28 protein-coding genes, 4 tRNA genes and 1 pseudogene are annotated in these 25,663 nt (G+C 69.2%); 18 read left to right on the forward strand and 15 right to left on the reverse strand.

What is annotated here, in order from left to right; translation table 11 throughout:
* Nucleotides 1-40: 40 nt before the first annotated feature.
* Nucleotides 41-145, reverse strand: a pseudogene (locus DDV73_RS29765) (DUF2510 domain-containing protein); the annotation flags it as partial.
* 166 nt (nt 146-311) lie between these two features.
* Nucleotides 312-1,385: a serine hydrolase domain-containing protein gene (locus DDV73_RS18910; RefSeq protein WP_240617364.1), complete on the reverse strand. Its 1,074-nt coding sequence runs from the start codon at nt 1,383-1,385 to the stop codon at nt 312-314.
* A 166-nt stretch (nt 1,386-1,551) separates the two neighbouring features.
* On the opposite strand from DDV73_RS18910, the gene DDV73_RS18915 reads away from it, so the two are divergent.
* Entirely contained in the window at nt 1,552-1,941 is a 390-nt protein-coding gene (locus DDV73_RS18915) for a VOC family protein (RefSeq protein ID WP_109508807.1), read from the forward strand.
* A gap of 63 nt (nt 1,942-2,004) precedes the next feature.
* On the opposite strand, the gene DDV73_RS18920 is transcribed toward DDV73_RS18915, so the two are convergent.
* The 3 genes from DDV73_RS18920 to DDV73_RS18930 all read right to left on the reverse strand — a co-directional run bounded on the left by DDV73_RS18920 (nt 2,005) and on the right by DDV73_RS18930 (nt 2,248).
* A tRNA-Val gene (locus tag DDV73_RS18920) sits at nt 2,005-2,079 on the reverse strand.
* A 1-nt stretch (nt 2,080) separates the two neighbouring features.
* A tRNA-Cys gene (locus tag DDV73_RS18925) sits at nt 2,081-2,151 on the reverse strand.
* A gap of 24 nt (nt 2,152-2,175) precedes the next feature.
* A tRNA-Gly gene (locus DDV73_RS18930) sits at nt 2,176-2,248 on the reverse strand.
* A 134-nt stretch (nt 2,249-2,382) separates the two neighbouring features.
* On the opposite strand from DDV73_RS18930, the gene DDV73_RS18935 reads away from it, so the two are divergent.
* Nucleotides 2,383-3,204, forward strand: a complete 822-nt coding sequence (locus tag DDV73_RS18935) for an aminotransferase class IV (RefSeq protein WP_109508808.1) — start codon at nt 2,383-2,385, stop codon at nt 3,202-3,204.
* 40 nt (nt 3,205-3,244) lie between these two features.
* On the opposite strand, the gene DDV73_RS18940 is transcribed toward DDV73_RS18935, so the two are convergent.
* Nucleotides 3,245-3,682 carry an SsgA family sporulation/cell division regulator gene (locus DDV73_RS18940; protein ID WP_109508809.1) on the reverse strand — a complete coding sequence of 146 codons (438 nt, stop codon included), beginning with the start codon at nt 3,680-3,682 and terminating at the stop codon, nt 3,245-3,247.
* Nucleotides 3,683-3,842: 160 nt separating this feature from the next.
* Here DDV73_RS18940 and DDV73_RS18945 point away from each other — a divergent pair, with 160 nt between their 5' ends.
* Nucleotides 3,843-4,322 (forward strand): TIGR02611 family protein, encoded by a 480-nt coding sequence (locus DDV73_RS18945; protein WP_206050955.1) that lies wholly within the window; start codon nt 3,843-3,845, stop codon nt 4,320-4,322.
* 65 nt (nt 4,323-4,387) lie between these two features.
* Nucleotides 4,388-4,459: transfer RNA gene (locus tag DDV73_RS18950), tRNA-Val, on the forward strand.
* 236 nt (nt 4,460-4,695) lie between these two features.
* Here DDV73_RS18950 and DDV73_RS18955 read toward each other — a convergent pair.
* Entirely contained in the window at nt 4,696-5,748 is a 1,053-nt protein-coding gene (locus tag DDV73_RS18955; protein ID WP_161962459.1) for a helix-turn-helix domain-containing protein, read from the reverse strand.
* Nucleotides 5,749-5,836: 88 nt separating this feature from the next.
* Here DDV73_RS18955 and DDV73_RS18960 point away from each other — a divergent pair, with 88 nt between their 5' ends.
* The gene (locus DDV73_RS18960; protein WP_154402812.1) at nt 5,837-6,127 is read left to right on the forward strand and encodes a hypothetical protein; all 291 of its coding nucleotides are present in this window, start codon (nt 5,837-5,839) and stop codon (nt 6,125-6,127) included.
* Between the two features lie 27 nt (nt 6,128-6,154).
* Here the strand turns inward: DDV73_RS18960 and DDV73_RS18965 are convergent, their stop codons facing one another.
* On the reverse strand, nt 6,155-7,375 hold the full coding sequence (locus DDV73_RS18965) for a helix-turn-helix transcriptional regulator (RefSeq protein ID WP_109508813.1): 1,221 nt from the start codon (nt 7,373-7,375) through the stop codon (nt 6,155-6,157).
* 127 nt (nt 7,376-7,502) lie between these two features.
* Between DDV73_RS18965 and DDV73_RS18970 the strand changes: the two genes are divergently transcribed.
* From DDV73_RS18970 to DDV73_RS18985, 4 genes are all read left to right on the forward strand, one after another.
* The gene (locus tag DDV73_RS18970) at nt 7,503-7,706 is read left to right on the forward strand and encodes a hypothetical protein (RefSeq protein ID WP_109508975.1); all 204 of its coding nucleotides are present in this window, start codon (nt 7,503-7,505) and stop codon (nt 7,704-7,706) included.
* On the forward strand, nt 7,703-7,981 hold the full coding sequence (locus DDV73_RS18975) for a hypothetical protein (protein ID WP_109508814.1): 279 nt from the start codon (nt 7,703-7,705) through the stop codon (nt 7,979-7,981). The genes DDV73_RS18970 and DDV73_RS18975 overlap by 4 nt, the downstream gene beginning before the upstream one ends.
* A 121-nt stretch (nt 7,982-8,102) precedes the next feature.
* Complete coding sequence (locus DDV73_RS29770) at nt 8,103-8,519, forward strand: Imm1 family immunity protein (protein WP_109508815.1); 417 nt, start codon at nt 8,103-8,105, stop codon at nt 8,517-8,519.
* 30 nt (nt 8,520-8,549) lie between these two features.
* Entirely contained in the window at nt 8,550-9,101 is a 552-nt protein-coding gene (locus DDV73_RS18985; protein WP_109508816.1) for a GNAT family N-acetyltransferase, read from the forward strand.
* Here the strand turns inward: DDV73_RS18985 and DDV73_RS28470 are convergent.
* From DDV73_RS28470 to DDV73_RS29530, 4 genes are read right to left on the reverse strand one after another with little or no spacing between them, the layout of a single operon-like run.
* Nucleotides 9,077-9,637 (reverse strand): collagen-like protein, encoded by a 561-nt coding sequence (locus tag DDV73_RS28470; RefSeq protein ID WP_109508817.1) that lies wholly within the window; start codon nt 9,635-9,637, stop codon nt 9,077-9,079. The two genes, DDV73_RS18985 and DDV73_RS28470, sit on opposite strands and share 25 nt — an antisense overlap.
* Nucleotides 9,638-9,677: 40 nt before the next feature.
* Nucleotides 9,678-10,232, reverse strand: coding sequence for a hypothetical protein (locus tag DDV73_RS18995; protein WP_154402813.1), 555 nt, complete (start codon nt 10,230-10,232; stop codon nt 9,678-9,680).
* Between the two features lie 2 nt (nt 10,233-10,234).
* Entirely contained in the window at nt 10,235-10,837 is a 603-nt protein-coding gene (locus DDV73_RS28475; RefSeq protein ID WP_109508819.1) for a hypothetical protein, read from the reverse strand.
* Nucleotides 10,834-11,469, reverse strand: coding sequence for a hypothetical protein (locus DDV73_RS29530; RefSeq protein WP_276310135.1), 636 nt, complete (start codon nt 11,467-11,469; stop codon nt 10,834-10,836). The genes DDV73_RS28475 and DDV73_RS29530 overlap by 4 nt, the downstream gene beginning before the upstream one ends.
* A gap of 76 nt (nt 11,470-11,545) precedes the next feature.
* Here DDV73_RS29530 and DDV73_RS19010 point away from each other — a divergent pair, with 76 nt between their 5' ends.
* On the forward strand, nt 11,546-12,130 hold the full coding sequence (locus tag DDV73_RS19010) for a CG0192-related protein (RefSeq protein ID WP_109508821.1): 585 nt from the start codon (nt 11,546-11,548) through the stop codon (nt 12,128-12,130).
* A gap of 99 nt (nt 12,131-12,229) precedes the next feature.
* Nucleotides 12,230-14,209, forward strand: coding sequence for a threonine--tRNA ligase (gene thrS / locus DDV73_RS19015; RefSeq protein ID WP_109508822.1), 1,980 nt, complete (start codon nt 12,230-12,232; stop codon nt 14,207-14,209).
* A gap of 94 nt (nt 14,210-14,303) precedes the next feature.
* On the opposite strand, the gene DDV73_RS19020 is transcribed toward thrS, so the two are convergent.
* Together DDV73_RS19020 and DDV73_RS29535 are read right to left on the reverse strand one after the other, a co-directional pair.
* Nucleotides 14,304-17,663 (reverse strand): S8 family serine peptidase, encoded by a 3,360-nt coding sequence (locus tag DDV73_RS19020; protein WP_109508823.1) that lies wholly within the window; start codon nt 17,661-17,663, stop codon nt 14,304-14,306.
* Nucleotides 17,664-17,801: 138 nt separating this feature from the next.
* Nucleotides 17,802-19,442 carry a helix-turn-helix transcriptional regulator gene (locus DDV73_RS29535; protein WP_161962460.1) on the reverse strand — a complete coding sequence of 547 codons (1,641 nt, stop codon included), beginning with the start codon at nt 19,440-19,442 and terminating at the stop codon, nt 17,802-17,804.
* A 138-nt stretch (nt 19,443-19,580) separates the two neighbouring features.
* Between DDV73_RS29535 and DDV73_RS19030 the strand changes: the two genes are divergently transcribed.
* From DDV73_RS19030 to DDV73_RS19055, 6 genes are all read left to right on the forward strand, one after another.
* Nucleotides 19,581-20,414: an alpha/beta fold hydrolase gene (locus tag DDV73_RS19030; RefSeq protein WP_109508825.1), complete on the forward strand. Its 834-nt coding sequence runs from the start codon at nt 19,581-19,583 to the stop codon at nt 20,412-20,414.
* Nucleotides 20,411-21,466 carry a trypsin-like serine peptidase gene (locus DDV73_RS19035; protein ID WP_109508826.1) on the forward strand — a complete coding sequence of 352 codons (1,056 nt, stop codon included), beginning with the start codon at nt 20,411-20,413 and terminating at the stop codon, nt 21,464-21,466. The genes DDV73_RS19030 and DDV73_RS19035 overlap by 4 nt, the downstream gene beginning before the upstream one ends.
* A gap of 183 nt (nt 21,467-21,649) precedes the next feature.
* A complete protein-coding gene (locus tag DDV73_RS19040) occupies nt 21,650-22,186 on the forward strand; it encodes an HIT family protein (RefSeq protein ID WP_240617365.1) in 537 nt (178 codons plus the stop codon).
* Entirely contained in the window at nt 22,183-22,959 is a 777-nt protein-coding gene (locus DDV73_RS19045; protein ID WP_240617366.1) for an inositol monophosphatase family protein, read from the forward strand. Before DDV73_RS19040 ends, DDV73_RS19045 begins: the two co-directional genes overlap by 4 nt.
* 75 nt (nt 22,960-23,034) lie before the next feature.
* On the forward strand, nt 23,035-23,514 hold the full coding sequence (locus DDV73_RS19050; RefSeq protein ID WP_109508828.1) for a DUF3995 domain-containing protein: 480 nt from the start codon (nt 23,035-23,037) through the stop codon (nt 23,512-23,514).
* Nucleotides 23,511-24,413: an endonuclease/exonuclease/phosphatase family protein gene (locus tag DDV73_RS19055; protein ID WP_109508829.1), complete on the forward strand. Its 903-nt coding sequence runs from the start codon at nt 23,511-23,513 to the stop codon at nt 24,411-24,413. Before DDV73_RS19050 ends, DDV73_RS19055 begins: the two co-directional genes overlap by 4 nt.
* Before the next feature lie 10 nt (nt 24,414-24,423).
* On the opposite strand, the gene DDV73_RS19060 is transcribed toward DDV73_RS19055, so the two are convergent.
* On the reverse strand, nt 24,424-24,888 hold the full coding sequence (locus DDV73_RS19060) for a hypothetical protein (protein WP_154402814.1): 465 nt from the start codon (nt 24,886-24,888) through the stop codon (nt 24,424-24,426).
* Nucleotides 24,889-25,025: 137 nt separating this feature from the next.
* Here DDV73_RS19060 and pgsA point away from each other — a divergent pair, with 137 nt between their 5' ends.
* Complete coding sequence (gene pgsA / locus DDV73_RS19065) at nt 25,026-25,658, forward strand: phosphatidylinositol phosphate synthase (protein WP_109508831.1); 633 nt, start codon at nt 25,026-25,028, stop codon at nt 25,656-25,658.
* Nucleotides 25,659-25,663 lie beyond the last annotated feature (5 nt).

Here is a 25,663-nt window from a genome sequence, read left to right on the forward strand (position 1 = left end):
TGGGCGGGGCGGCGCCCCAGCCCTCACTCTTGGGCAGGGTATGAACGGTCCACCTTCGACCATCCCAATATCGGACCAGCCCAGCATCGCTCGGGTCTGCATACCAGTCCGGTCTCGCGCCGGTGCCCCACCCTGACGTCGCCATGACATTGCCTCCCCTGTGACGGCGACCCTCACCGTTTCAGACACCGGCTGGTCACGTGAGGCGAACGCGGACAGCAAAGGCAAGATGACTCTGGTTAGTCACCTTGTCGTGCAGAGGTGAGCTACAGCGCCGCGCCCGTTCGGCCGACCTCGGTGACCAATGTGGGTCAGTCGCAGAATGCCTCGTCCAGCAGTGCCTCGACGGCGTCGTCTGGGTCGCCGTCGAAGTTCGGGGTGGCGACCACGGTGACCTGGCGGCGCAGGTCCTCGGAGGTGAACGCCCAGGACTGGTAGCTCAGGGCGTCGCCGTCGTTGCCGTAGGCGCGGACTCCGCACGTGGTGTCGATCCAGGCCAGCCCGAGGCCGTACTTCCGGCCGCCCGGGACACCCTGCTTCTTCATCTCGTCCAGGAGGTGGTCGGGCAGCAGGTGCCCGCCGAGCAGCGCTGCGAAGAACGTGCTGAGGTCCTTGGTCGTGGAGATCAGCTCGCCGGCCGCACCGAACAGGGACGGGTTCATCTCGGTGAAGTCGACCAGGTCCGGCTTCTCGCCGCCGCGGTCGACGGGTGCGTAGCCGCGCGGGTACGGCCCACGGATCCACGGCGACGTCCCCGGCATCGTGGTCTGGCTCAGCCCCAGCGGCCAGATCAGCCGCCGCTCGATCTCCTTGGCGTACGACCGGCCGGTGACCTTCTCGACGATCATCCCGAGCAGCGTGTAGTTGGTGTTGGAGTACTCGAAGACCGTGCCCGGCGGCTCCGGCCGCGGCGGCCTGGCCACCGCGCGCGCCACCTGCTCGGCGGGCGTCCAGGTCCGCCACCGGTACTCGAGGAACTCCGGGCTCGGCGGCAGCTGCAGCGTGCGCCGGAAGTCGAACAGCCCGCTGGTGTGGTTGAGCAGGTGCCGCACCTTGATCTTGTCCCCGCCGGGTACGACGCCCGGCAGCCACCTCTCCACCGAGTCATCGAGCCGCAGCCGATTCTTGTCGACGAGCTGCAGGACGACCGTGGCCAGGAACGTCTTGGTGATGCTGCCCGCCCGGAACCTGCCGTGGAGCGGCACCGGCCGGTTCGTGCCGAGCGCGGCGACCCCGCTGCGCGCCCGGTGTACGCCGTCCTCGTCGTCGCGTACCTCCGCCAGCGCGCCGACCGCGCCGGCCGCCACCACGTCGTCCAGCCGCTCCTGCAGCCCGAGGCGGTCTGCGTCCTCGCGTTGGGCAACGGCCGCTGCCGGCGCAGCCACCACCGCCAACGTCGTTGTCGCCGCCACCATTGCCCGCCGTACCTGACCCATTGCCGCTCTCCCGTCCGCAGTGCTTTACCTACGAGCCTTGCGGGGGAGCAGCGACCACCCCATCGGGGAATGCCCTGGTTGAGCACCCAGTTCACCCGACTCCTAGGGTGAACCAATGACATCGGTTAAGGAGATTCAGATCGCCTTCGACTGCGCTGAGCCGGGGCGCGTTGCCCGCTTCTGGTGCGAGGCGCTGGGGTACGTCGTACCTCCGGGAATGGAGGGCGACGAGTCATGGGCGGCCTGCGTGGATCCCAACGGCGTCAGCCCGCGGTTCTACTTCCAGCGCGTCCCCGAAGGCAAGGTCGTCAAGAACCGGCTGCACATCGATGTGCGCACCGCCACCGGGCTGGTGGGGGAGGAGCGGGTAGCCACCCTCGAGGCCGAGTGCACCCGCCTGGTCGCGCTCGGCGCGACCCGCGTGGAGCTGCTCCTCGCCGATGAGGAGAACGAGTCGATCATCGTGATGCAGGACGTCGAGGGCAACGAGTTCTGCCTCGACTGAGCCGCCGCTCCGTGACACGAAGAAGCCCCTCAGCCAACTTGGCTGAGGGGCTTGTCTGTGCGTTGGTGGGCGATACTGGGTTTGAACCAGTGACCTCTTCCGTGTCAAGGAAGCGCGCTACCACTGCGCCAATCGCCCGAGGTGGAGACGGGATTTGAACCCGTGTACACGGATTTGCAGTCCGTTGCCTCGCCTCTCGGCCACTCCACCACCGCGGAGGCTTCGACCTCTCCGAGCGGACGACGAGGCTCGAACTCGCGACCTCAACCTTGGCAAGGTTGCGCTCTACCAACTGAGCTACGTCCGCTTGCGATCCCTGACGAAGTGGCTCCGTCTGGGCTGCGTGAGAACATTAGCCCAGACCCAGGGACATGCAAAATCGGTTCCACGGAGGCGTGTCCAGGCAGCAGTCGGAGCCGGGCTGAGGTCTAGATTGTGCGCATGCGGGCGTGGATGAACGGTGAACTACTCACCGACCCGGCTGTCCCGGCGATCGGGATCAGTGACCACGGTCTGACCGTCGGCGACGGGGTGTTCGAGTCGGTCAAGGTCCTCGACAACGTGCCGTTCGCGCTGACCCGGCACATCGAGCGGCTGGTGCGGTCGGCCGCGGGGCTGGGACTGCCGCCGGTCGACCGGGAAGCGGTACGCCGCGGGGTCGCGGCGACACTGGAGGGGCAGGACCTGCCACTGGGTCGGCTCCGGGTGACCTATACCGCCGGTCCGGGGCCGTTCGGGTCGGGCCGCGGAGGCGGTCCGCCGACGCTTCTGGTGGTGGCCGACGCGATGCAGCCGTGGCCGGCGACCACTGCGATCGCCACCGTGCCGTGGCCGCGCAACGAGCGGGGCGCGCTCGCCGGCCTCAAGACCACGTCGTACGCCGAGAACGTCCTCGCGCTGGCCCGGGCCCGCGAGGCGGGGGCGACCGAGGCGATCTTCGCGAACACCCGCGGCAACCTGTGCGAGGGCACCGGCTCGAACATCTTCTACGTCGTCGACGGCGAGCTGCGGACGCCGACCCTGGAGAGCGGCTGCCTGGCCGGAGTGACTCGGGCCCTGCTCCTGGAGTGGTACGGCGCGCGCGAGGTCGACGACCCGATCGAGATCCTGCACGGAGCGAGCGAGATCTTCCTGGTGAGCACCACCAGAGACGTCCAGGGCGTGCACACCTGCGACGGCCGCGAGCTGGCGGCGCCGGGGCCGATCACTGCAGCGGCGGCCGCGGCCTGGCTGGCCGGAGAAGCACAGGACCTCGACCCCTAGTCGGGTCGAGGTCCGCGGCTGAGCGCCAGACGGGTTGCGATCAGTTCGTGCGGCCGAGGAGCGCCTCGACCAAGGTCTCGATGTCGATGTTGCTCGACTCGGAGCCGGCGGGGACCTGCGTCAGCGTCCGGCTCACGAAGTGCTGGACGTCGGCGGTGCGGGCCTGTGCCATCAGCTCGCCGTCGGGCGAGGAAAGCTCGATGATCACGACCGCGCGGCCCTGCGTGTCGAGGCAGGGCCAGATGTGTACGTCGCCCTCGCCGGCCGGGTTGTTCATGCCCTGGATCAGCAGGTCACGACCGAACATCCAGGTCACCGCGGCGTGCGGAGTGCGGAACGTCATGGTCACGGCGTACGGGTCCGAAGGATCGAATCCGAACGTCACGTCGAGGGTCGTGACGCCGCCGGTGCTGTCGACGCAGTCAACCGTCAGGTCGTGGGAGACGACCTGAACGATGTCTCGATGCTGGTAACTCATGGGACCTCCGGGTTGCCGTTACACCGTTGGAACGGGTGACCTCTGCGGACATGACGCGGTTTCCGCGAAACTGAGTTTTTGTACGAATTGCGTGATCTGTGATGCTTTAACGGCGGATGGTGCACGTCGCTACGCTCGACTTGTGTCAGCTGGAGGTGCAGTGTCCGAGTCGCCCGTTCCCGAGAGCCCCGAGGACGGGCCTGAGCTCAAGGAGCCCGGGCCGCTGAAACGGCTGCATGAGCGCATGCACCGCAATCCGGTCACCGGCCTGATCACCAAGATCGTGGTCACCATCGCCGGGGTCGTGGTGCTCACCGCCGGGGTGATCATGATGGTGACACCCGGCCCGGGCATCGTCGGGATCGCCCTCGGCCTCGGCATCCTTGCCACCGAGTACCACTGGGCGCGGCGGCTGCTCCACTACGCGAAGCGCAAGGCGGAGGAGGCCGCCGCCAAGGCGAGGGCGGTCGATCCCGCCGTACGCCGCCGCCGGATCATCCTCGGCACCCTCGCCGTCCTCGTGGTCGTCGGCGGGGTCGCGGCGTACGTCTATGCCTACGACTGGCCGAACTACGCCGTCGACGGCTGGGACTGGGTGCAGGACATCGCCGGCTTCGTGCCGGAGCTACCTGGAATGTGACCGGCCGAATGTGAATGGGCCTCGGCGATGCGCTAATGTCTCCGACGCACCGCAGCAACATCAGCGGGCGATTGGCGCAGTGGTAGCGCGCTTCGTTCACACCGAAGAGGTCACTGGTTCGAACCCAGTATCGCCCACCGAAGGTATTTTCGACGTCGTGGTAGCGCGGCTCTGCCGGTCGCACCGAAGAGGTCACTGGTTCGAACCCAGTATCGCCCACCGAAGGTCCCTCGATGTCGTGGTAGCGCGGCTCTGCCGGTCGCACCGAAGAGGTCACTGGTTCGAACCCAGTATCGCCCACCAGAATCCCCCAGAGCCTCCGCCGAATCGGCGGAGGCTCTCGTGCGTCTTCCGTGTGACCGAAGCGCTCGTGTCAGCCAGCGCCCAACGCTCGCGCGGCCAACGCCTGCCGCGTCCGCGCCCCGGCTTTGGCCAGCACGGCCTTCACGTGGTCGTTGGCCGTGTGCTCGGAGATGACGAGCCGGCCGGCGATCTCGGCCGAGCTGAGACCGTTTCCGAGGAGCGTAAGGACCTCGGTCTCGCGGCCAGACAGGCCGTTGACCCTCGCGAACAGGTTCAGCCGGAGCTCGGCACTGGTTGGCTCGATCGAGACGGCGATGTCGCCGGTCGTGTCGACGCCGAGGCGTGATGCCTTGACAGTCACCCAGCGGTTTCCGCCCAGCTGGACCCGTGCCCAGGGCTCGCCGATCGGGAGCCCCTCCTCCTGGGCGATCAGCGCGGCGGCGCTGTTGTACGCCGCGGCCGGGATCGGCGGCATCGGCTCGTCGGGTGGCAGGAGCCGGAGCAGGGCCGCGGCGGCATCTTTGGTCTGGCTGCGCACCTGCAGGTCGGGCCCGAGGACGACGACTGCTGGGCCCGGCGATGTCGCGGGCTCGGACGGCTCGTCGAAGGTGCGTGCGAGTGCAGCGCGCAAACCGGCGGTCACCGTAGGGGCAAGCCCGGCGAGTACGGCGATCTCGGCAGCACCGAACGTCTGCGTGCTCCGCCAGAGCTCGAGGAAGCCCCAGGCGCCGTAGCGGTCGCCGAACGCGACAGTCGCCGTGTCCCTCACGCCGAGGTCGCGCTGTACGTGCGACCAGGCCGGCGACTCGGCCGGGTCGGTGGTCGAGGTCAGCAGCGACGTGGCCGGCGGTCCGGGAGAGTCGAGGAGCCGGTCCCAGCGGTTACCGACAGAAAGGTAGCGCCACCGGATCATCTCGGGCAGCCGCGGCCACGGCAGCATCGGCAGGTCGGCATGCGGCGAGATCGCGACGCGGGTAACAGGATCGGTCAGCGCAAAGATGTGGCCGTCGAAGGCCAGCTGCGGCCGCAGCAGCGCGACGATCCGCTCGCGCAGCCGCTTGGTTGTCGTCGCGGCTCGGCACGCGTCCTCCGCACGGCGTACCAACTCGCTGCTCACCGACACGTTCCGAGCGTAGATCCCCAGGATCTGGGATACGACCGGAGGCCAAAGACGCCCACGCTGAAGGCCCAACCAACCTAGGAGGCACATCATGACCACCCTGCACATCGAGAACACCGTGCACGACTACGACGAGTGGAAGGCCGTCTTCGACAAGTTCGAGCGGTTCCGCACTGACCACGGCGTCCGGTCCTACCGGGTCTCCCGACTCGCCGACGACCCGCAGCGGGTCAACGTCGACCTCGACTTCGCCACCGCGGACGCGGCGGTGGAGTTCCGCGGCGAGCTGGAGAAGATCCGGCGTACGCCGCAGTCCCAGGCACAGCTCATCGCACAGGCCGCACCACAACTGTTCGAGGTCGTGGAGCAGCGATCGCTCTGAGACCCAGGGGCGGTCCGAATCAAGCGCTCAGCCGAGTGCGGTTAGGTCTCGGACATGTCGCGCGAAGGCTGAACTCTCGGCCGGCGCCGTGGCGGCAAGTGCGCGGGTCACCTCGTCGGCAACCAACAGGAGTTGCGGTTCTGAGCGGCGGTCCGGGTTGAGGGCCTTCTCGGCCAGGCGGACTGCCTCGGGGACGTCGCCGGACGACGCCAGCACGACTGCCTTGGTCAGAAGTGCCTCGGAGAGCCGCATCGGAGCGATTGGTGTTCCGTCCGGACGCACCGAGGTCGCGATGACCGTATCTGCGAGCGCGTCGGCCATGCGGTGCAGGCCGAGCACTCGGTAGGCATCCATGGCGTAGAACGATGCCTTGGTCGGGTCGACCGAGAAGTGGTTGCGCAGGTTGTCGGGCGTCGGCGCACCGTCGAGGACCAGCCGCACCCCTTCAAGGGCGACGACGGTCTTGTGTTGGTCGCGCATCCGGGCGTAGGCCTTGGCCTTCTGCGCGTGCAGTTGCGCGGCCACCGGGGCGTGCGGACTGTGCCTGATCCCGGCGTCGGCTGCCGCAATGACCTGCGGCATATCGCCCTGTGTAAGTGCGATCCAGGCGCGCAGCTCCCAGGTCCAAGCGTGCATGACCGCGTCGTCGAGATCGGTCGCGAAGCCTTCGGCCGCGACCCGGGCATGCTCGGATCCGACCTGGTCGCCCTGATCCCACGTCAGACACGCGCGGAGGAGCGACAACCAGCCTGCCAGCCGGAGCACGCGGCGGTGACCGTCGAGGTTGACCCGTCCATCGTTGACTAGTTCCGCGCAAGTCCGGATCCAGTCGTCCACTTCGCCGGTCAGGACGGTCGCATCCTGTACCGCGTAGGTCGAGCAGAGCCGCTCGACTTGGGCCTCGGCCTGGTCGAGGTGCGCGCTTCCTACCCTCGCCATGCGCAGGGCCGCCACCAGTTCGTTGAACTCGTCAGGCGCGAGCCGCTCCGGAACGGCCTGGTCGCGTAGGGGGCGCTCGGGAAAGAAGTCGGCGACCGGGAGATCGAACATCGAGGCAATAGCGCGCTTGGTCTCGGGCGTCGGCTCGGATATCTCGCCCCGCTCCCACCGGATGATCGACCGGCGTACCGTCTCGAGCTGGTTGACGGTGTGCATCTCGCTAGCCGCAACGAATGCTGTCGCGGCTTCCTTCAGCGACCAGCCCTTGCCGGTGCGCAGACGAACGAACCTCTCGTGCCACGGCTCCATGGCGACAAGCCTCCCGTCGCAATCGGGCCAAACGTAACACCGACACCCGCGACACCGGGCCTGTCACCGCACTGCCACTGCCTCTGTCACTGGTCTAGGGCGGCCAGGTCGATCCACGGTGGTCGACATGGCTATTCGGGAGCGCAGGGTGCGCGTTTGGTTCGGCGAACACGTCGTGGCGGACTACGTGGCCGACTGGGATCGAGCCGCTCTGTACGCCGAGGCCATGAGTCGCCGTTTCGCCGGCCTACAGGTCACCAACGAACCTGTCGATTCGTCGCTCATGTCACGGCCGGTACCGTCCGAGCGCCTGTGGGAGCTGGTCCCGTGACCTTCGACGGGCAACCAGACGCGCGGCCGATTGTGCTCGGCTACCTCAGTGCAGACCCGCTGACCAGTGATCGTGAACTCGCGCTCGGAACGGCGGAGCTGGCCGCCTTCGCACATAGCGAGGGCTATGCACTCGGCACGGTCTTCATAGAGCGGTCGGAGAGGCCGCCGGCCGCGTTCGAGGCGATGCTTGCAGAAGCGGCGCGGGTTGGCGCGCGGGCGATCGTGATGCCAGGGCCAGTGCTATTCGCCTGCGCGTCGTCCCGCCATCCGTGAATGGCGTCCGCGGTGAGCAATTCCTGCAGGATCGGTACTCGACGTGCGTTGTCCCGAACGAGCAAGGTGGAACGACTACCTGGCGACTCACCGGTGGTGAGAAGGGTTGGAAGGAACTCTGATGACAGTCAGCTTGCAATGGTGGTCGCCAGATGGCGCTGAGCACGCAGTCGAGGTTGAGTCAGTCGCCGATGTCGAGAGAGTCGCAGCTGACGCGGCAGGCCAGTTCCGGAGTACTACCTCCGCGCCCGGCCTTGAGCTCCGCCGTTCCGACGCCACAGAGGACAACCCCGCTTCGCTGTCGATCGCGGTGGCTGATGGCCGCTGGGCGTTGGTCCACACCGACAGCGAGATGACTCAGCACCGGACCGACTCCGGGGGGACGGGAGATGGCACACACGACGTCCAATGGGAAGAGGTCACGCCGCTGCCCAGCGCGTGGTTCGTGCCGCTGTCTGAAGCCACGGCGGCCGTCAGCGAGTGGATCGGGAGTGCAGTCCTTCCCGAAAGTGTGACCTGGTCCGATCAGACGGCGTAGGGGACGTGCAGGGTCGACTAGCCTGCGCGGGTGGCAGACCTGGGACCCGTCGAGTGGCCGCCTTCTCCGATCAGGACCGAGCGACTTGTGCTCCGCGGACCCGAAGCCCGGGATCGTGCGGCGTTCATCGAACTGTTGGCCTCGCCGGAGGTGCACACCTACCTCGGCGGCCCCCGCCCGCGCGACGAGCTCGAGCGCGAGCTGCCCGGCGTACCCGAGCGGTGGCCGGGGAGCTTCGTCGTTGATCTCGACGGGGTGATGATCGGCCAAATCCTGCTCCGGAGAACAGCCGAGGACGCTCGCCCGACTGCTGCTGGGAAGGCCGACCTCGGCTACCTCTTCCTGCCGCGCGCGTGGGGCTTCGGGTACGCCACCGAGGCGTGCGCGGCGGCACTCGACTGGTTCGACGGCGCCCTTCCCGGCGAGCCGGTGGTGATCTTCACGCAGACCGCCAATGTCGCTTCGATGCGCCTCGCGGCAAAGCTGGGGTTCACCGAAGCTGAGCGGTTCCATGCCTGGGATGCCGAACAGTGGCTCGGCCTGCGGTCCCCGAGTCGTCAGAGCGCTGTGACCGTGAAGTAGGAGTCGATCGGGGAGCCGTTGTGGATCGTCTGCACGTGCAGCTTTCCCGGGCAGGCCTGGCTGTTGTGGTAGAGCTCCGGAGTGCGGCCGCCGGCAACCGTGACGACGTACCCGGTGATGTCGCCGTCGTAGAACGGAGAGCCGATGCAGTACACGCCGGGCGACGGCCGGGTGACTGGGCCGACGACGCCGTCGGACTCTAGAACGACGCCGTTGCCCTGCACGCCCAGCCAGCCACGCAGAGCCGGCGTTCCGGACGGGCCCTGCGGTCCCTGTTCGCCCTGCGGTCCCTGAACACCCTGCGTTCCTGTCGCGCCCTTGGGGCCGGCGGGTCCGCGGAGGAGTGTGCCGGGCCGGAAGTCGGTACGGCGGAGGGTGCCGTCCTTGACCTTGGTGGAGACGACGGCGTTGTTCTTGAGGTGCTTGGTGCCGACGCTGTTGGCGGCCAGGCCGGCGGCGTACGCGCTGGTCGAGGTGGCCAGCACCAGCAGCACGGTCGTGACGATCCAGGCGGGTGAGATCCGGGGTAGGCGCATATCAGCAGCGTCCTCTGCAACCGTTCGGGAAAGGTTCGGATCAGAGGGACGCGATGATGAAGGCGCTGTCGATGGGTGTCTCGTCGAACGTGATGTTGACCTTGACCGCGTTGCCGCACTCGGCGGAGTTGGCGTACACGTGGGTCGCCTCGTAGCCGCCGTCGGAGTTGATGACGCTCAGGAGGTAGCGTCCGCTGCCGGTCGCTGCGATGAATGGCCCGGTGACGCAGTACAGGCCGGTCGCCGGGTGGGTGACGGTGGCCGCGACCCCGGACGTGTGCCCGATCGTGCCATCCGGGGCGATCACCATCCAGGGACCGGCGACACCCTGCTTGCCCTCATAGCCGCGAAGTCCGCGCGGACCAGTCGGACCAGCTGGGCCACGTAGGAGGGTGCCGGGGCGGAAGTCGGCCTTGCGGAGGGTGCCGTTCTTGACTTTCTCCGAGATGACGGCGTCCTTCTTCAGGTGCTTGGTGGCGACGCTGTTGCGGGCGAGGGAGACGCCGGCGACGGCGGTGCCGGAGGAGGCGACCACGAGGGCCAGTACGGCCACCCACATCGCCGGGCTGATTCGGGGGAGCTGAATGCGTGCCATTGTCAGAACACCGGTGCGATCACGAAGGCAGCGTCGGCGGGCGCTCCGGCGAGGTCGTAGGTGTGCACCACCAGGTCGGCCTGGCTGGCGTGGCAGCCCGGAGGGTCGGAGTAGACGCCGTTGTTGACCGTCGCGGTCCGGGGGTGCGTGTGTGCCGCGACGACCGTCGCGACGTAGGCGGCGTCCTCGACGACGAAGTCGGGGTCGGAGATGCACCAGATGCCGGTGGCCGGGTGGGTGATCACCGCTCCGTCCCCGGTCCCGCCGGACTCGAAGATGAAGCCGCTGGCATTGGGCGTGGCGAAGATATAGCCGGTCGTCGTGCCGGGCTCTCCCTGCGGCCCCGGCGGGCCGGCCGGGCCGGGGCCGCCCTTGGGACCGGCAGGTCCGGCGGGTCCGGTCGCTCCGCGCAGGAGCGTGCCGGGCCGGAAGTCGGTACGGCGGAGGGTGCCGTCCTTGACCTTGGTGGAGACGACGGCGTTGTTCTTGAGGTGCTTGGTGCCGACGCTGTTGGCGGCCAGGCCGGCGGCGTACGCGCTGGTCGAGGTGGCCAGCACCAGCAGCACGGTCGTGACGATCCACGCCGGCGAGATGCGCGCCTTCACAGTGCCACCACCGTGAAGTACTTGTCGTCGAGGGTGCCGGTCGTGTGGTAGGTGACCACTTGGATTTCGCCGGTATCGCAGGAGTTGTTCGACTCGTCCCAGTTGACGTTCGCGAAGCCGGTGAAGGGCCCGGTCACCGACACGACGTACGCCTCGCTGGCCGACGCGAAGGGTCCGCTCAGACAGAACCGTCCCTCGCCGAGGCGCTCGGCGCTGACAGCTGGCCCGGCATTGTCGATGACGTTGGCGAGCACATTCACAACCACCCACCCCTTGGCGGTGCCGGCAGGTCCTTGTGGCCCTGGCGCCCCCTGTGGGCCCTGGGCGCCTTGCGTGCCTTGCGCGCCCTGCGGCCCTTGCGCGCCCGAGGGTCCGGCCGGCCCGGGATCTCCCTTCGCCCCGGCTGGACCGGCTGGGCCACGTAGGAGCGTGCCGGGGCGGAAGTCAGCCTTGCGGAGGGTGCCGTTCTTGACCTTCTCCGAGATGACGGCGTCCTTCTTCAGGTGCTTGGTGCCCACGCTGTTGCGGGCGAGCGCGGCGCCGGCAACGGCGGTGCCGGAGGAGGCGACGAGGAGGGCCAGTACGGCCACCCACATCGCTGGGCTGATCCTGGGGAGACGGGTGCGTGCCATGAACGACAGCGTCGTCCGGCACCGTTCGGGAAAGGTTCGGGTGGGACGGCAGGCGCCCGGTTTGTAGGGTCCGGGCATGGCGATTGTGCACAAGGCGACCCTGACCCCGACCAAGCTCGAGCTCGTGGCCACCTGGCTGGAAGGGCAGCCCTGGGCCGGCGCGGGCGAGCTCGTCGGCCTCGGGAGCTACCGGTTCGACGACCCGGACGGCGAGGTGGGCGTCGAAGGTCTGCTCGTCGGCCGCGACGACGTCGTACTCCACGTGCCAATGACCTATCGCGGCGCGCCGCTGGCAGGTGCGGAGGCGCACCTGCTCGGGACGATGCAGCACTCGGCGCTGGGGGAGCGGTGGGTGTACGACGCCACCAGCGACCCGGTCGCCGTCGGCTGCTTCCTCCGAGCGCTCCGCGGTGAGCAGCAGCAGGCGGCGATCGAGATCTGGGACGGCGACGTGCTGGTGGGGCATCGCGATCCGGACACCACCGTGCGCAGCGAGGCCGGCGGCGCGACGACTGTGCCGGCGGAGGCCGTCGTGGTCGAGGTGGACGGCTCGCGGCTGACCATCGGCCGCGTGGTCGGTTCCGGTCTGGACGGCCCGTTGCGGCTCACGGCCGAGTGGGCGGGCGGCGCCGGCGTGCTCGCCGCCGCGGAACTCGGGTGAGGGCTGCCACCGTCGACGGATACGATCAGCCGGTCCGAATTTTCTGGTCTCGACACGGTCGCTGCGCGACCTGCTCGACCACCAAGTACAGGAGTCACTGTGTCCGATATCAAGGTCGCCCTCGTCCACGCCGACGCGCGTGAGGAGCGGACCGTGACGACGGGCACCAAAGCCTGGGAGCTGTACGCCGAGCAGCAGGACGTGATCGCGGCCCGGGTGGGCGGCGTACTCAAGGACCTGGCCTACGAGCTCGCCGACGGTGACGAGGTCGAGGGCGTGGCGATCGACAGCAAGGACGGTCGCGACATCCTGCGGCACTCGACCGCTCACGTGCTGGCGCAGGCGGTGCAGGACCTGTTCCCCGACGCCAAGCTCGGGATCGGCCCGCCGGTGGAGAACGGCTTCTACTACGACTTCGACGTCGAGACCCCGTTCGTGCCCGAGGACCTCGAGAAGATCGAGTCCCGGATGCGCAAGATCATCAAGGAGAACCAGCGGTTCTCGCGCCGGGTCACCAACGACGACGACGCGCGCATCGAGCTGAAGGACGAGCCGTACAAGCTGGAGCTGATCGGGCTCAAGGGCAACGCGGCCGACGCGGCTGAGGGCGCCGGTGCCGAGGTCGGCGCCGGCGAGCTGACCATCTACGACAACCTCAACCGCAACGGCGAGGTGGCGTGGAAGGACCTCTGCCGCGGCCCGCACCTGCCGACCACCAAGCGGATCCCGGCGTTCAAGCTGATGCGCAGCGCCGCGGCGTACTGGCGCGGCAACGAGAAGAACAAGCAGCTGCAGCGGATCTACGGCACCGCCTGGGAGACCAAGGAGGCGCTCGCCGACCACCTGCACAGGATCGAGGAGGCCGAGCGGCGCGACCACCGCAAGCTCGGCCGCGAGCTCGACCTCTACTCGTTCCCCGACGAGATCGGCTCCGGGATGGTCGTGTTCCACCCCAAGGGTGGCGTGATCAAGCGGGAGATGGAGGACTACGTACGCCGTCGGCACCTGGAGGAGGGCTTCCAGTACGTCGGGACCCCGCACATCTCCAAGGAGGGCCTGTTCCACACCTCCGGCCACCTGCCGTACTTCGCCGAGGGCATGTTCCCGCCCATGGAGATGGAGGGCGCGAACTACTACCTCAAGGCCATGAACTGCCCGATGCACAACCTGATCTACCGGTCGCGCGGGCGGTCATACCGGGAGCTGCCGCTGCGGCTGTTCGAGTTCGGCGGGGTCTACCGCTTCGAGAAGTCGGGCGTCGTCCACGGGCTCACCCGAGTCCGCGGGATGACCCAGGACGACTCGCACTCCTACGTCACCCCGGAGCAGGCGTCGGCGGAGATCAAGCACCTGCTCGACTTCTGCCTCGGCCTGTTCCGCGACTTCGGGCTCGACGACTTCTACCTCGAGCTGTCCACCCGCGACGACTCCAAGGACAAGTTCGTCGGCGACGACGACGAGTGGGAGGCGGCGACCAAGGTGCTGGCCGACGCCGCCGCTGAGTCCGGCCTGGAGCTGGTGCCGGACCCGGGCGGCGCGGCGTACTACGGCCCGAAGATCTCGGTCCAGGCGCGGGACGCGATCGGCCGGACCTGGCAGCTCTCGACCATCCAGTACGACTTCAACCAGCCGCGCCGCTTCGAGCTGGAGTATGTCGCCCCCGATGGCTCGCGGCAGCGCCCGGTGATGATCCACTCGGCGAAGTTCGGGTCGATCGAGCGGTTCATCGGCGTACTCGTCGAGCACTACGCCGGGGCCTTCCCGCCCTGGCTGGCGCCGGTCCAGGTGCAGGGGATCCCGGTGGCCGAACGACACCTCGACCACCTGCACGAGGTGGCCAAGAAGATGCAGGCTGCCGGCGTCCGAGTCGAGGTCGACGACTCTGACGACCGGATGCAGAAGAAGATCCGCAACGCCCAGCTGCAGAAGGTCCCGTTCATGGTGATCGCCGGTGACGACGACGTCGAGGCGGGCGCGGTGTCGTTCCGCTACCGCGACGGCCGCCAGGACAACGGCGTACCCGTCGACGAGGCGATCGCCCGCGTGCTCGCCGCGATCGAGTCGCGCGAGCAGGTCTGAACGCGGGCCTTCGGCCCGCCGAAGGCGTGGAACCGCCTTCGGCGGGCTGATGCCCTGTTCCGCGGAACAGGCTCGCTTCGCTCGCGGTCCGCGGTCAGCGCAGCAGGTACGCCGCGATGATCGTCTGCTTGGCGGTGTTGCCCTCCTTGTCGGCCACGGTGGCGCGCAGCGACACCGACTCACCCTTCGGGGTGGCGAAGACCGCGAGGTAGCGGCCGTCGCCGGTCCGCTCCACCAGCGCCTTGCGCCAGGTCTTGCCGTCGTCGCCGGAGACCTCGACCACGACCGTGGTCACCTTCGCGGCGTCGTTCCCGAGCTCGGACTCGACCCGGATCGGCAGCTTGGTCACCGGCCGGCGCTCCATGGCATTGAGGCCGTCGACCTTCGGCCGGTAGCGGACGGTCCAGAGCGGCAGCGGGTCGCCGTCCGGGTTGTCGCTCGCGGCCGAGGTGAACGTCCAGGTCGAGTCCACCGTGGTCGAGAGCGGGCCCGATACTGCCGGGTCGCTGACCACGCTGGTTTCGAGCCGGAACGCGCCCCGCTCTGCGGGAACCTCTGCATAGAGCTCAGGCCAGTCCGACTCGGCCAGCAGTTCGCCGTCGCGGTATAGCTTCGTGGACGCGCTCTCGGGTCGGAAGAACCACGGACTGTGGCCTTCGCTGTCGACGAACGGGGAGGCGCCGAACCCGAGTTCGTTGCCACTGCGCCTGGCGTACGTGGCGTCGGCCGCCAGACCGAGCACGGCTTCATTCCAGTTCTCGCGGTAGGTCTTGCCGGCCTGGTACGACGCGGGCTCTGCGTCGTACACAAAGGCCCAGTCCTCGCCCACGAGGTCGTCGACGATCAGCTCGCCCCACCACTTCACCTCGGGCGCCGCGTGGAGGTACTCCGTCCGGACCGACGGCAGCGGCCCGTCGAAGAGCACGGCGGTTGAGCCACCCCCGCCGGGTACGACAGGGAAGAAGCCCTTCGAGCCCGTTGTCTCCGCTCCCGACGCGTTCACGGTGGACACGACCTTCGCCAGCTCATCGACCTCTGGCGTCATGGTGTGGCCGGTGAGGTAGTTGCCGCGCCGGTAATCGAAGAGCGCGTAACTGGTCGGCCCGCTGGAGGACTCGGCTGCCCAGTGCGACGAGATGGTGCCGACGAACTCGGCGTCCGGTCGCCCCTCACCAATCGCCCGGGTGTATGCCCGGGTGTTCGAGCCGAGGATCCAGATGCCGATGCTCGCACTCCCGCCGGCAACCTCGAAGTCCGAGGTCAGGTCGAGCAGACTGCGGACGGCGTTCTGATCCGGCACCGAGTGCGTGACCGGCTCGGTCGTCCGAGCGTCAGCATCGATCGTGATGTCCTTGTCGAGTGACACGAGCGGCTGGACGACGTGGTACACCGACTTTCCGTCCTCGGGGAAGAACATCGAGTCGAGGTGATAGCGGCCCTTGGGCAGCCTCGCCGTGACCTCGCCGTCCTCGTCCCACAGGTCGGACCAGCTTTGCTGGTCGATGCCCACCAGGCTGCTGAAGCCGATGTCGGTCGGCACGCCGTCCGGACCGAGGTGACGCACGGTCAGGTCGTAGCTCTCCACTTCCTTGTGCACGCCCACGGGCACGCTGACCGCTCGGCTGCCTTCGTCGGTGGCGACGACCCGACCGGTGTAGGTGCCGTCGGCTCCGTCGTGCTTGGTGTTCATGGTGACCTGGGCGCTGGCCTCACCACCGGCGGGGACGGTGACCTCCGAAGCGCTCAGTGAGATCGCGCCGTCCGGTGCGGGCACACCCTCGGCGTCGGCCAGGCTGGCGGTCAGCTCGAGTGAGACGGCGGCGTTGCCGGTGTTGCGGTAGGTGAGGGTCTTGGTGACCGGAGCGTCGTCGTCGTGCGGCCAGATCGCCGTACCGAACGACAGGCTCGGCGTGGTGGCGAAGATCGTCTGCTCGATCGCGGCAGCAGCGTCGACCCGGCCGGCTCCTTGTTCGAAGACGCCCTGCTCAGGGTGTGCCTTCGCGGACGCCATCAGCGCCGCCTTGAGCTCGGTGGCCTCCCACTCCGGGTGTTGTTGAGCGAGCAGTGCTGCTGCGCCCGCCGTGTGCGGAGTGGCCATCGAGGTTCCGGAGAGCCTCAGGTACTGCTCGTCGACCGGCTCGCCGATCCAGGCATCCTTCGACTTGGCCGCAACGATGTCCACCCCGGGCGCGGTGAGGTCCGGCTTGAGGCCGCCGTCACCGACCCGAGGACCGCGGCTGGAGAAGTCGGCCAGTTCGTCGGACTTGTCGACCGCGCCGATGGTCAGCGCGGCGTCGGCACTGCCGGGTGAGCTGACTGGCTCATCCCAGTATCCGCCGTTGCCGGCCGCGATCACGAACAGCGCTCCGGTCTGCTCGCTGAGCGTGTTGACGGCCTCTTCGAGCGGGTCGATCTCGGGCGTGTCGGTGCCGCCGAGGCTCAGGTTGATCACGTCGGCGTCCTTCTCGGTGGCCGCCCACTGCATCCCGGCCAAGATGGCCGACTCCGTGCACCACCCGCCGTCCTCGCAGACCTTGCCGTCGAGGATGGTGGCGTCCGGTGCTACGCCCTTGCGGCGGCCGTCGGAGGCGGAACCGGTGCCCGCGACGGTGCCGGCGACGTGGGTGCCGTGGCCGTCGGGGTCGCCGGCCGGGGACTCCGAGAAGTTCTTCGACTCGGCGACCTGGCCGGTGAGGTCCGGGTGGGTGGCCTCGACCCCGCCGTCGAGTACGGCGACCTTCACGCCCTCGCCGGTGTAGCCGGCCTCCCAGGCGGCGGGGGCGCCGATCTGCGGCACGCTCTGCTCCAGCAGCGGCTTCCGCTTGCCGTCCAGCCAGACCTTCTCGACGCCGGCTGCGAGTCGCGCCTCCGCACGCGACCCGGCCACCGACTCCAGGAAGGCTCCCGCCTGCTTCTTCTCCACCTTGACGGCCGCGCCGTTGATCGACGGCAGCTGCCGGGTCTGGTCGGCACCGGACGAATCGACGGCGCCGCGGCCGGCCTTGCCGCGATAGGTGACGATCACTGGGATCGCCTTGGCGTCCTTGTCGTCGTACCCGTCGGCGGCCAGCCCCGCGACATCGAACAGCCGCCGGTCCAAGGTCCCCTTCGCGACCAGCGCCGCTACGTCGGACGGGATCACGTACAGCTGGTCGCGAGCCCGGAACGTCCGGAAGACGACATCGTCGCGTCCCTTGCCACGGTCGATCGAGGTTCGCCACGTCTCCTTCGGCCCGGCGATCAGGGTCACCCGGTCCCCGGTGATCAGCGTGACCCGGTGCACCTCCCGAGACGGTGCCGTCCTCTCGAACGCCTCGGCGCTCGGCTTGGTGTCATCCGGCGCCGGCGGTGGGCCGGCCGTGCCACCGGCCACCCCCATGTTCGCGGCCATCAGGCCGATCGTCAGTCCACTCGCCACCGCTGCTACGGCGGCACCCTGCCATCTTGCGTGCATCGCTTACCCCTTCGCTTGCCGACAAGAGCCCCTCACCGACGAAGACGGATGAGTCACCGCTTGGGGTTTGCGTGCGCTCGGCGGATGGCGGGATATCGATGGTCATCGCCCGCGCGCCATTCTTGGCGAGCCTGATGTCTAGAGGGTGCCCATCTCGACGATGCGGTGCTTGATCGCGTAGGAGACAGCGGCGGTACGCGAGTCGACTCCGAGCTTGGCGAAGATGTTGGACACGTGGCGATGGACCGTGCGCTCGCTCAAGTGCAATTCGCTGGCGATCGCGCGGTTCGCCCTGCCGCGGGCGACGAGCCGGAGGACCTCGACCTCCCGACGCGTGAGCCCGTGGGTCTCGGTGTGAGCGTCCGTGGCCGCGACGATCCCGCTCAGGTGCGCCAGATCCGGACCGGCGCCGAGCCGTTCGAAGGTCGCCTGAGCCGCTGAGAATTCCAGCCGCGCGCCGTCGTGGTCGCCGAGCGCGTGGCAGGCCTGCCCGATCAGGACGTTCAGCCGGGCCGCCTCGTGCGGGGCGCCCTGTGCCCGCCAGAGGCCGACGGATCGCCGGAGGAGCGGCAGCGCCCCTGCGGGGTCGCCGTCGGCGAGGGTCAGCGCACCCTGTACGGCCGACCGCTCGGCCTCGATCGCGGGCGTCGTCAGCTCCCCAGTGAGCTCCTCGAACTCGGTCACCGCGTCCCGCGCCGCCTCGATCTCGCCGGCCTCGAGATGGATGGTGACCGCGGCCTTCAACAGGTCCAGGCGGTCGGGTCTCGCGGTCACCTCGGCCAACGCCCGGCGGACGCCGGCCGAAGCCGCGTCGAGGTCACCCTCGGCGAGCCTGAGGAGGCCGAGCCCCGGCTGCGTCGGGCAACCGTGTTCCGTCGCGCGGCGGTAGGCGTCCTCGGCGGCCTCACCTTCGCCGCGTAGCCGCCGTACCTCCCCGAGCTGGTAGTACGCGTGGCCGCAGACCCAACCGGTGTAGCCGTCGAGGTCGTCACAGACCGCGGCGATCTCGTCGAGAGCGTCGGGCCAGGCACCGCTGAGGCACATCAGCCGGGAGCGGTAGATGCGGCAGTTCCCGAGGTAGGCGCCGCCCAGACTGCTCAGCGAGTCGAGCCACCTGGACATCGACCGGTTCCAGGCTCGGGCGCGTGCAAAGTCGCGGGCCAGACAGCACCCGCGGACGGCGGCGCAGTAGATCCAAGGGGTGACGCGCGGTGACAGGCCGTGGCTCTGGAGGATTGCCATCGCCTCCTCCAGATGGTCGAGCCCGTCCTGGAGCTGGCCCGCGTCGATCAGGGTCGCGCCCCACATGCACAACGTCCACGGAACAATCTCGCCCCGCCCCTCGTCGACGATCGCGCCCAGCAGCTCGGCAGCGCCGGCGCGGTCACCCATGGCGCCACTGAACATCGCCTCGGGAATCCTGAGCCACAGGCTGGCGGCCATCTCCTCGCCGAGGATGCGACCGGTCTGCTGGAGCCAGCCGTTGGCCTGGACGACCTCGTTGGCGTTCAACAGCACCCACCACAGCCAGAACGCGACCTGCGCCGCGTCATCGAGCTCGCCGGCAGCGACCCGGAGGTCGAAGACCCGGCGGAGCAGCGCGACTGCCTCGTCGCCCCGGGCGGAGACCTGGGCCGCCTCCGCGAACGCCTCCAGGTCCTCGACGGCGAGCGGTTCTTCGGCATCCGCCGCGGCGTACTCCGCGCACGCCGCCTCCCAACGGGAGGCCTGGTGAAGCTCCCGGGCGCGGGTCAGGTGTGCCGTGGCGACGGCATCCATGGCTCCAGCATGGCCGCAGGACGAGGCCTTGGGTAGTTGTACCCATCCCCTCCGCGGCAGGTTGGCGGCCATTGCCGATCCCGGCGGCCGCCCCGCCGGCCAGGCTCGAATCAGTCCTTCGAGCAAAGGGGTTTGGCAATGAAGACAGCACACACGAACGGCATCGAGCTGGCCTACGACGTCCGGGGTGTTGGGGAACCGGTGCTCTTCATCCACGGCGCGATCTGGGCGGACTTCCTGCGTCCGCTGGCTGAGCAGCCGGCGTTCGGCGAGTTCCAGACGATCCGCTACCACCGGCGCGGGTACGGCGAGAGCGGAGGACCGGCCGGCGGCTTCGACACCCAGGCGGCCGACGTCGTCGCTCTGTTGGACCACCTCGATGTGGATCGGGCACATCTGGTCGGCCACTCCGAAGGCGCGATGATCGCGCTCGTACTCGCGGCCTCGCATCCCGATCGGGTGCGATCCCTGACGTTGATCGAGCCGCTGCCGTCGAGCGGCTGGCTGGCCGCGAGCAAGTTCGCGGACCTGCTGGACTTCCTGGGCCCGGCGTTCGAGGCGATGGTGGGCCGCTACCAGGCGGGTGACGTAGCGGGCGCCTTCGACGCGCTGTTCGAGCCGACCGGCCTGGACTGGCGCACGGCGGCGAAGGCCGTGGGGCCTGGCGTCCTCGAGCAGGGCGTCGAGGATGCGGCCACCTTCGTGGAGGGCGAGGCTTCCGCATTGGTGGGGTGGAACTTCGGGGTCGAGCAGGCGGCGGCGATCGACAGCCGAGTGCTGTCGTGGGCCTGCTCTGTGGAGAACCCGATCACCCCGGCGACCCGAGCGTTCCTCTTCGAGCTGTTCCCGCAGCGCGAGGAGGTCGTTCTCGAGGGTGGAGATCACTTCTCGGTCGCGACGGACCCAGCGGCGGTCGCTGAGCCGATCGCCGACTTCGTCTCGCGCCAGAGCGCGGCCGCCCCGCTCAGGTGAGCGGGGTCGAGCTCACCGAGACTAAGCTCCACCCCGACGCGTACGCCGTCCAGGCCAGCGGCGTGGTCCAGCAGGGGCTGCCGGTCATGGAGAGCAACGTCGGTGAGGTCTACACCCGGAGCATGGCCGAGCGGCTCGAGGCCGCCGCCCTGCGGAACCGCGGCGAGCGGGCCACCAGCGGGGGAGTGGCATCGCTGCCGGGGTACCGGCCCAAGGGCGTGCCGATGGCAAACCCGAAGCAGGTCGCCTCGCTCGGCGAGCCGCGCTACGGCGTCAACGCGCGCGGGGCCAAGACCCAGCTGTCGGCCGAGCCGCACAGCACGATCATCAACGGTGAGTCACGCTCACTGGTCTACCCGAACAGCTTCCCGTACACCGCGGTCTGCAAGCTCTACGTCAGCTACCAGCCGACTCCGGACGCGGCGTGGATCCACAACACCAGCCAGGCCACCGGCTTCATGATCGGCCGGCACACGATGATGACCAGCGGTCACATCCAGCCTCCCGCCGGGCACGCCTGGATGATCCGGGTGATCCCGGCGTGCTGGAACGACCAGTCGGTGTTCGGCGCCGGCTTCGTCAGCTACGTGCGGTCGAGCTGGTGGTGGCACTCCGACTCGGGCAGCGACATCCAGATCTGCGAGCTGTTCGACCCGATCGGCGACACCACCGGCTTCTTCGGCGCCAAGGTCTACGACTCGTCGTGGGAGGACGGGGAGTACTGGACGATGGCCGGCTTCCCGTGGGACGTGAACCTCACCCACATGTCGCACGAGCAGGCGATCGCGGTCAAGGACGACGATGACGGAGACGACATCGGCGTCAACGGCACGACGTACGACACCACCCAGGTCGAGAGCGACGCCGACGAGGGCTCGGGGGCCTCGGGGGCGCCGCTGTGGGGGCAGTGGGGCGACCAGTTCCAGGCGATCGGCGTCCATCACGGCGTGGAGCACGACGGCACCGTGTGGGGCACCGAGACCCTGTCCTGCGCCTCGGGCGGTGACGGCTTCGTTGCCGCGGCGACCTGGGGCCGCAACATGTGGGGCTAGATGACCAGTTCCAAGGGCTCGCGCGCTGCGCGCCGCTCATCACGCACGCTGGCGGCGTTGCCGTCGCTCGACGGGCCGCCGGCCCGCCTTCGCTCCGGCGCCTTGCCAGCGCACGCGCTGAGCGACGCTCGCATGCGCGCCCCCTTGGAACTGGTCATCTGGGCCACAGGACACAATGGCGGCGTGACGGACCCCTTCCGGCAGGACGGCGCAGGCAAACCCGACGAGCTCGACCGGCTCTGGACTCCGCACCGGATGGCCTACATCCGGGGCGAGAACAAGCCGGTCGACGAGTCGGTGGGCGAGTGCCCGTTCTGCCGGATCCCGGGACTGGATGACGAGGCGGGCCTGGTGGTACGCCGCGGCGAGCTGGCGTACGCCGTACTCAATCTCTATCCGTACTCACCCGGCCACCTGATGATCTGTCCGTACCGGCACGTCGCCGACTACACCGACACCACCGACGCCGAGGCCGCCGAGATCGCCGACCTGACCCGCGCCGCGATGCGGGTGGTCCGGGAGGTGTCGGGCGCTCACGGCTTCAACATCGGCATGAACCAGGGCGCGATCGCCGGCGCCGGAATCTCGGCGCACCTGCACCAGCACGTCGTACCGCGCTGGGCCGGCGACCAGAACTTCATGCCGATCATCGGCCGCACCAAGACGCTGCCCGAGCTGCTCACCGACACCCGCGAGCTGCTCGCGAAGGCCTGGTCGTGACGGCCGGCCTCGATGACGCCGCACTGGCCGCCGACCTGGTCCGGGAGGCGGGTGCGCTGGCGCTGAAGATGCGCCAGGACGGGCTGACCGCCGACCACAAGACCTCGGTCTCCGACCTGGTGACCGCGGCCGACCACGCGGCCGAGGAGCTGGTCCTGACCCGGCTGCGCGCGGCCAGGCCGGCCGACGGGGTGCTCGGCGAGGAGGGCACCGACCAGGTCGGCAGCAGCGGCCGGACCTGGGTGGTCGACCCGGTGGACGGCACCTACAACTTCTTCCACGGCCTCACCTGGTGGTGCTCGGCGCTGGCGCTGACCGCGGGCGACCAGGTGGTGCTGGGCGCGGTCTATCACCCGCACGACGACGTCCTATGGCTGGGCGGACCGGGCCTGCCGACCACCCGGAACGGCGTCCCGGTGGCCGTGATCGACGACCAGCCGGTGGCCGGGCTGAGCGCCGCGAGCTACCTGCACCCGCCGTACTTCTCGCGGCCGGAGGTCGTCGGGGCCTGGAGCCGGGCGGTGCGCGGAACCGCGGCCATGCGGATGCTCGGATCCGGGTCGATGGACCTGGCGGCGGTCGCCGATGGCCGGCTGGGCGTCTGGTTCCAGCACAGCGTCCCGGCCTGGGACTGGCTGCCCGGCCAGGCCCTGGTCGAGGGCGCCGGCGGCTGCACCCGGCGGACGACGGCAGGCGGGGTGGTCTGGTCGGTGGCCGGACCGCCCACCGCGGTCGACGAGGTGGTCGCCGCCCTCGGGGATGCGCCGGTCTGAGTCCGGGCCGAGCCAGCGTCGGGCCAGGGGAGTCACCCATGTGGCGGCGGCCTCGCCCTGTCTACCGTCGGTGATATGTCCCGCCAGCCCGGAGACCGCTTCCTCTTCCTCGCCTGCGTCGCCGGCCTCGTGCACGCCGCGTTCAGCTTCTACTGGGCGTTCGGCGGCCGCTGGCTGCTGAACACCGTCGGCGAGGGCGCGGTCGAGCTCGCACGCGAGTCGCCGATCGTGGCGTTCGCCATCCTGTTCGCCGCCGGAACGGTCAAGGCGGCCGGTGCGGTGGTGCCGCTTCTGGTCGAGCAGGGCACGCTGCCCGGCCGGCGCTGGTGGCGGCGGCTGGAGTGGGCGGGCAGCGCCCTGCTGATCTTGTACGGCGGCGCGATCAGTGCGGTCTCCTGGGCCGTCCTCGCGGGCTGGATCGAGGTCGAGGGCGGCTACGACAAGACCGGCCAACTCGGCCACGCGGCGCTGTGGGACCCGCTGTTCTTCCTCTGGGGCGTGGCCCTCGCGATCGGCCTCTGGCGCACCCGCAAGCCCGCTAATCTCGCCGCATGACGGCGATCCGGGTGGCGACGTACAACATCTATCTCGGCGCGGAGCTGTCGCCGCTCGTGCTTCTCGAGCCCGGCAAGCTGGACGAGCACGCGCAGACGCTGCGCGCGACCCTGCGGCGTACCCACTTCCCGTCCCGCGCGCGAGCGATCGCGAAGCTGCTGGTGCGGGAGCGGATCGACCTGGTCGGGCTGCAGGAGGTCACCACCTGGACCGAAGCCGGTGAGGTCTTCTCCGACGCTCTGGCCGAGCTGACCGACGCCCTCGAAGAGCTAGGCGCGCCGTACGACGTACACGCGTTCAACCGGTCGTTCGGCGGCTCCGCCAAGAGCGGCACCCTGGACATGTCCCTGACCGGTGGCTGCGCGATCCTGCGCCGCCGGGACTCGGCAGCGACGGTGGTGGGCGAGTCCGTCGCCGTCTTCGATGCGACGATGACGCTGCCGCCGTCGCCGGAGGTCGAGATCGCGGTCACCCGCGGCTGGTCCCGCGTCGACCTCGACGTAGACGGTCGGCCGCTGACGTTGGTCAACACCCACACCGAGGCGTACGACGACGACATCCGCGACGCGCAGCGCGAGCAGATGGTGGCCGGCCTCGGCGACGGGCCGACCGTGGTCGTCGGCGACTTCAACGCACTTCCCGACGACGTCGGGATGCCGAAGGAGTACGCCGACGCCTGGCTCGCCGCCGGCAACGACCCAGCCGGCGGCCTTACCTGGGGTCAGGCCCCCGACCTGTCGAACCCCGAGAACACCGCCTCGCTGCGGATCGACTTCGTCTTCGTCCGCGACGCCGAGGTCACCGGGTGCAGCGTGGTCGGGTTCGACCCCGCCGACCGCACCGCCGACGGCGTCTGGCCGTCCGACCACGCCGGCGTGGTCGCCGAGATCCTGGTCTGACCGAGATGCTCTAGCCAAGCCTGGTTCCGACCGCGCCGAGGAAGATCCAGCAGTTGTTGGGGCTGTTGACCGCGATGTTCATCCGGGTGCCCGGGGACTCGAACACCTCGGAGATGTTCTGGAACTGACCGATGGTCCAGCCCCGGACCTGGACGCCGTTGATCGAGATCAGGATGTCGCAGCTCTGGGTCCCGCTGGCGCCGTTCGCGGTGATCCGGATGCTCTCCAGCGACCGGGTGCTGAAGCTGTAGAACTTGCTGTTGCCGGGCGTCACCTGCTCCGCCGAGCTCGGGGTGCGGAGTACGACGCCGACCCGGCCGGTCCTTGCGGTGACTCGGCCCTTGACCGTGGCCGGCTGCACCAGCTTCGCCTTGACCGGGTTGGCCGCGGAGTTTTTGACGATGACGCCCTGCAGGGCCCGAGCGGCATCGGCGGTCGTCGGCGCCCAAGCGAGGCCGAGGACGAAGGCAAGCATGACAATCACGGTGGTTCGGGTGGGTTTGCGCATGACTTTGCTTTCTCTGGGAGGGACCTCGATCGTGCTCCTCCCTGCCGGCGCCATGCCAGTGTGTGTGCAAGGGCTGGGGTGACATGCCCTAGGCTGCAGCCGCCATGCTCGATCGATTCAAAGCCTTCTGGACCGGCATCTTCCAGCCCGTCATCAGCCTGCTGCTGCGCCTCGGCGTGAGCCCGGACGCCGTCACGCTGGTCGGCACGGTCGGGGTGGTCGCCGGTGCGGTGATCTTCTTCCCGCAGGGCGAGCTGTTGATCGGCGTACTGGTGATCACGGCGTTCGTCTTCTCCGACCTGATCGACGGCGCGATGGCCCGCCAGTCGGGGCGGTCCAGCGTCTTCGGCGCGTTCCTGGACTCCACGCTCGACCGAGTCGGCGACGCCGCGATCTTCGGCTCGCTGGCGATGTACTACGTCGGACCGGGCGACAACGACTGGCTGGCGGCGCTGGCGCTGTACTGCCTGACCATGGGCTCGGTGACGTCGTACGCGCGGGCCCGGGCAGAGTCGCTCGGGATGACAGCGAAGGTCGGCATCGCCGAGCGCTCCGACCGGCTGGTCTCGATCCTGGTGATCACCGGCCTGGCCGACCTGGTCAACCGCCTCGGCGCCGGCGAGGACGCGCTGATCCTGATCCCGATCACGCTCGGCCTGCTTGCGGTGGCTAGCACGATCACCGTCGTCCAGCGGATCCTGACGGTCCGCGACCAGGCTCGCGCCGCGGCCCCGTGACCAGC

This window comes from Nocardioides speluncae, from assembly GCF_003121585.1.
GTDB lineage: Bacteria > Actinomycetota > Actinomycetes > Propionibacteriales > Nocardioidaceae > Nocardioides > Nocardioides speluncae.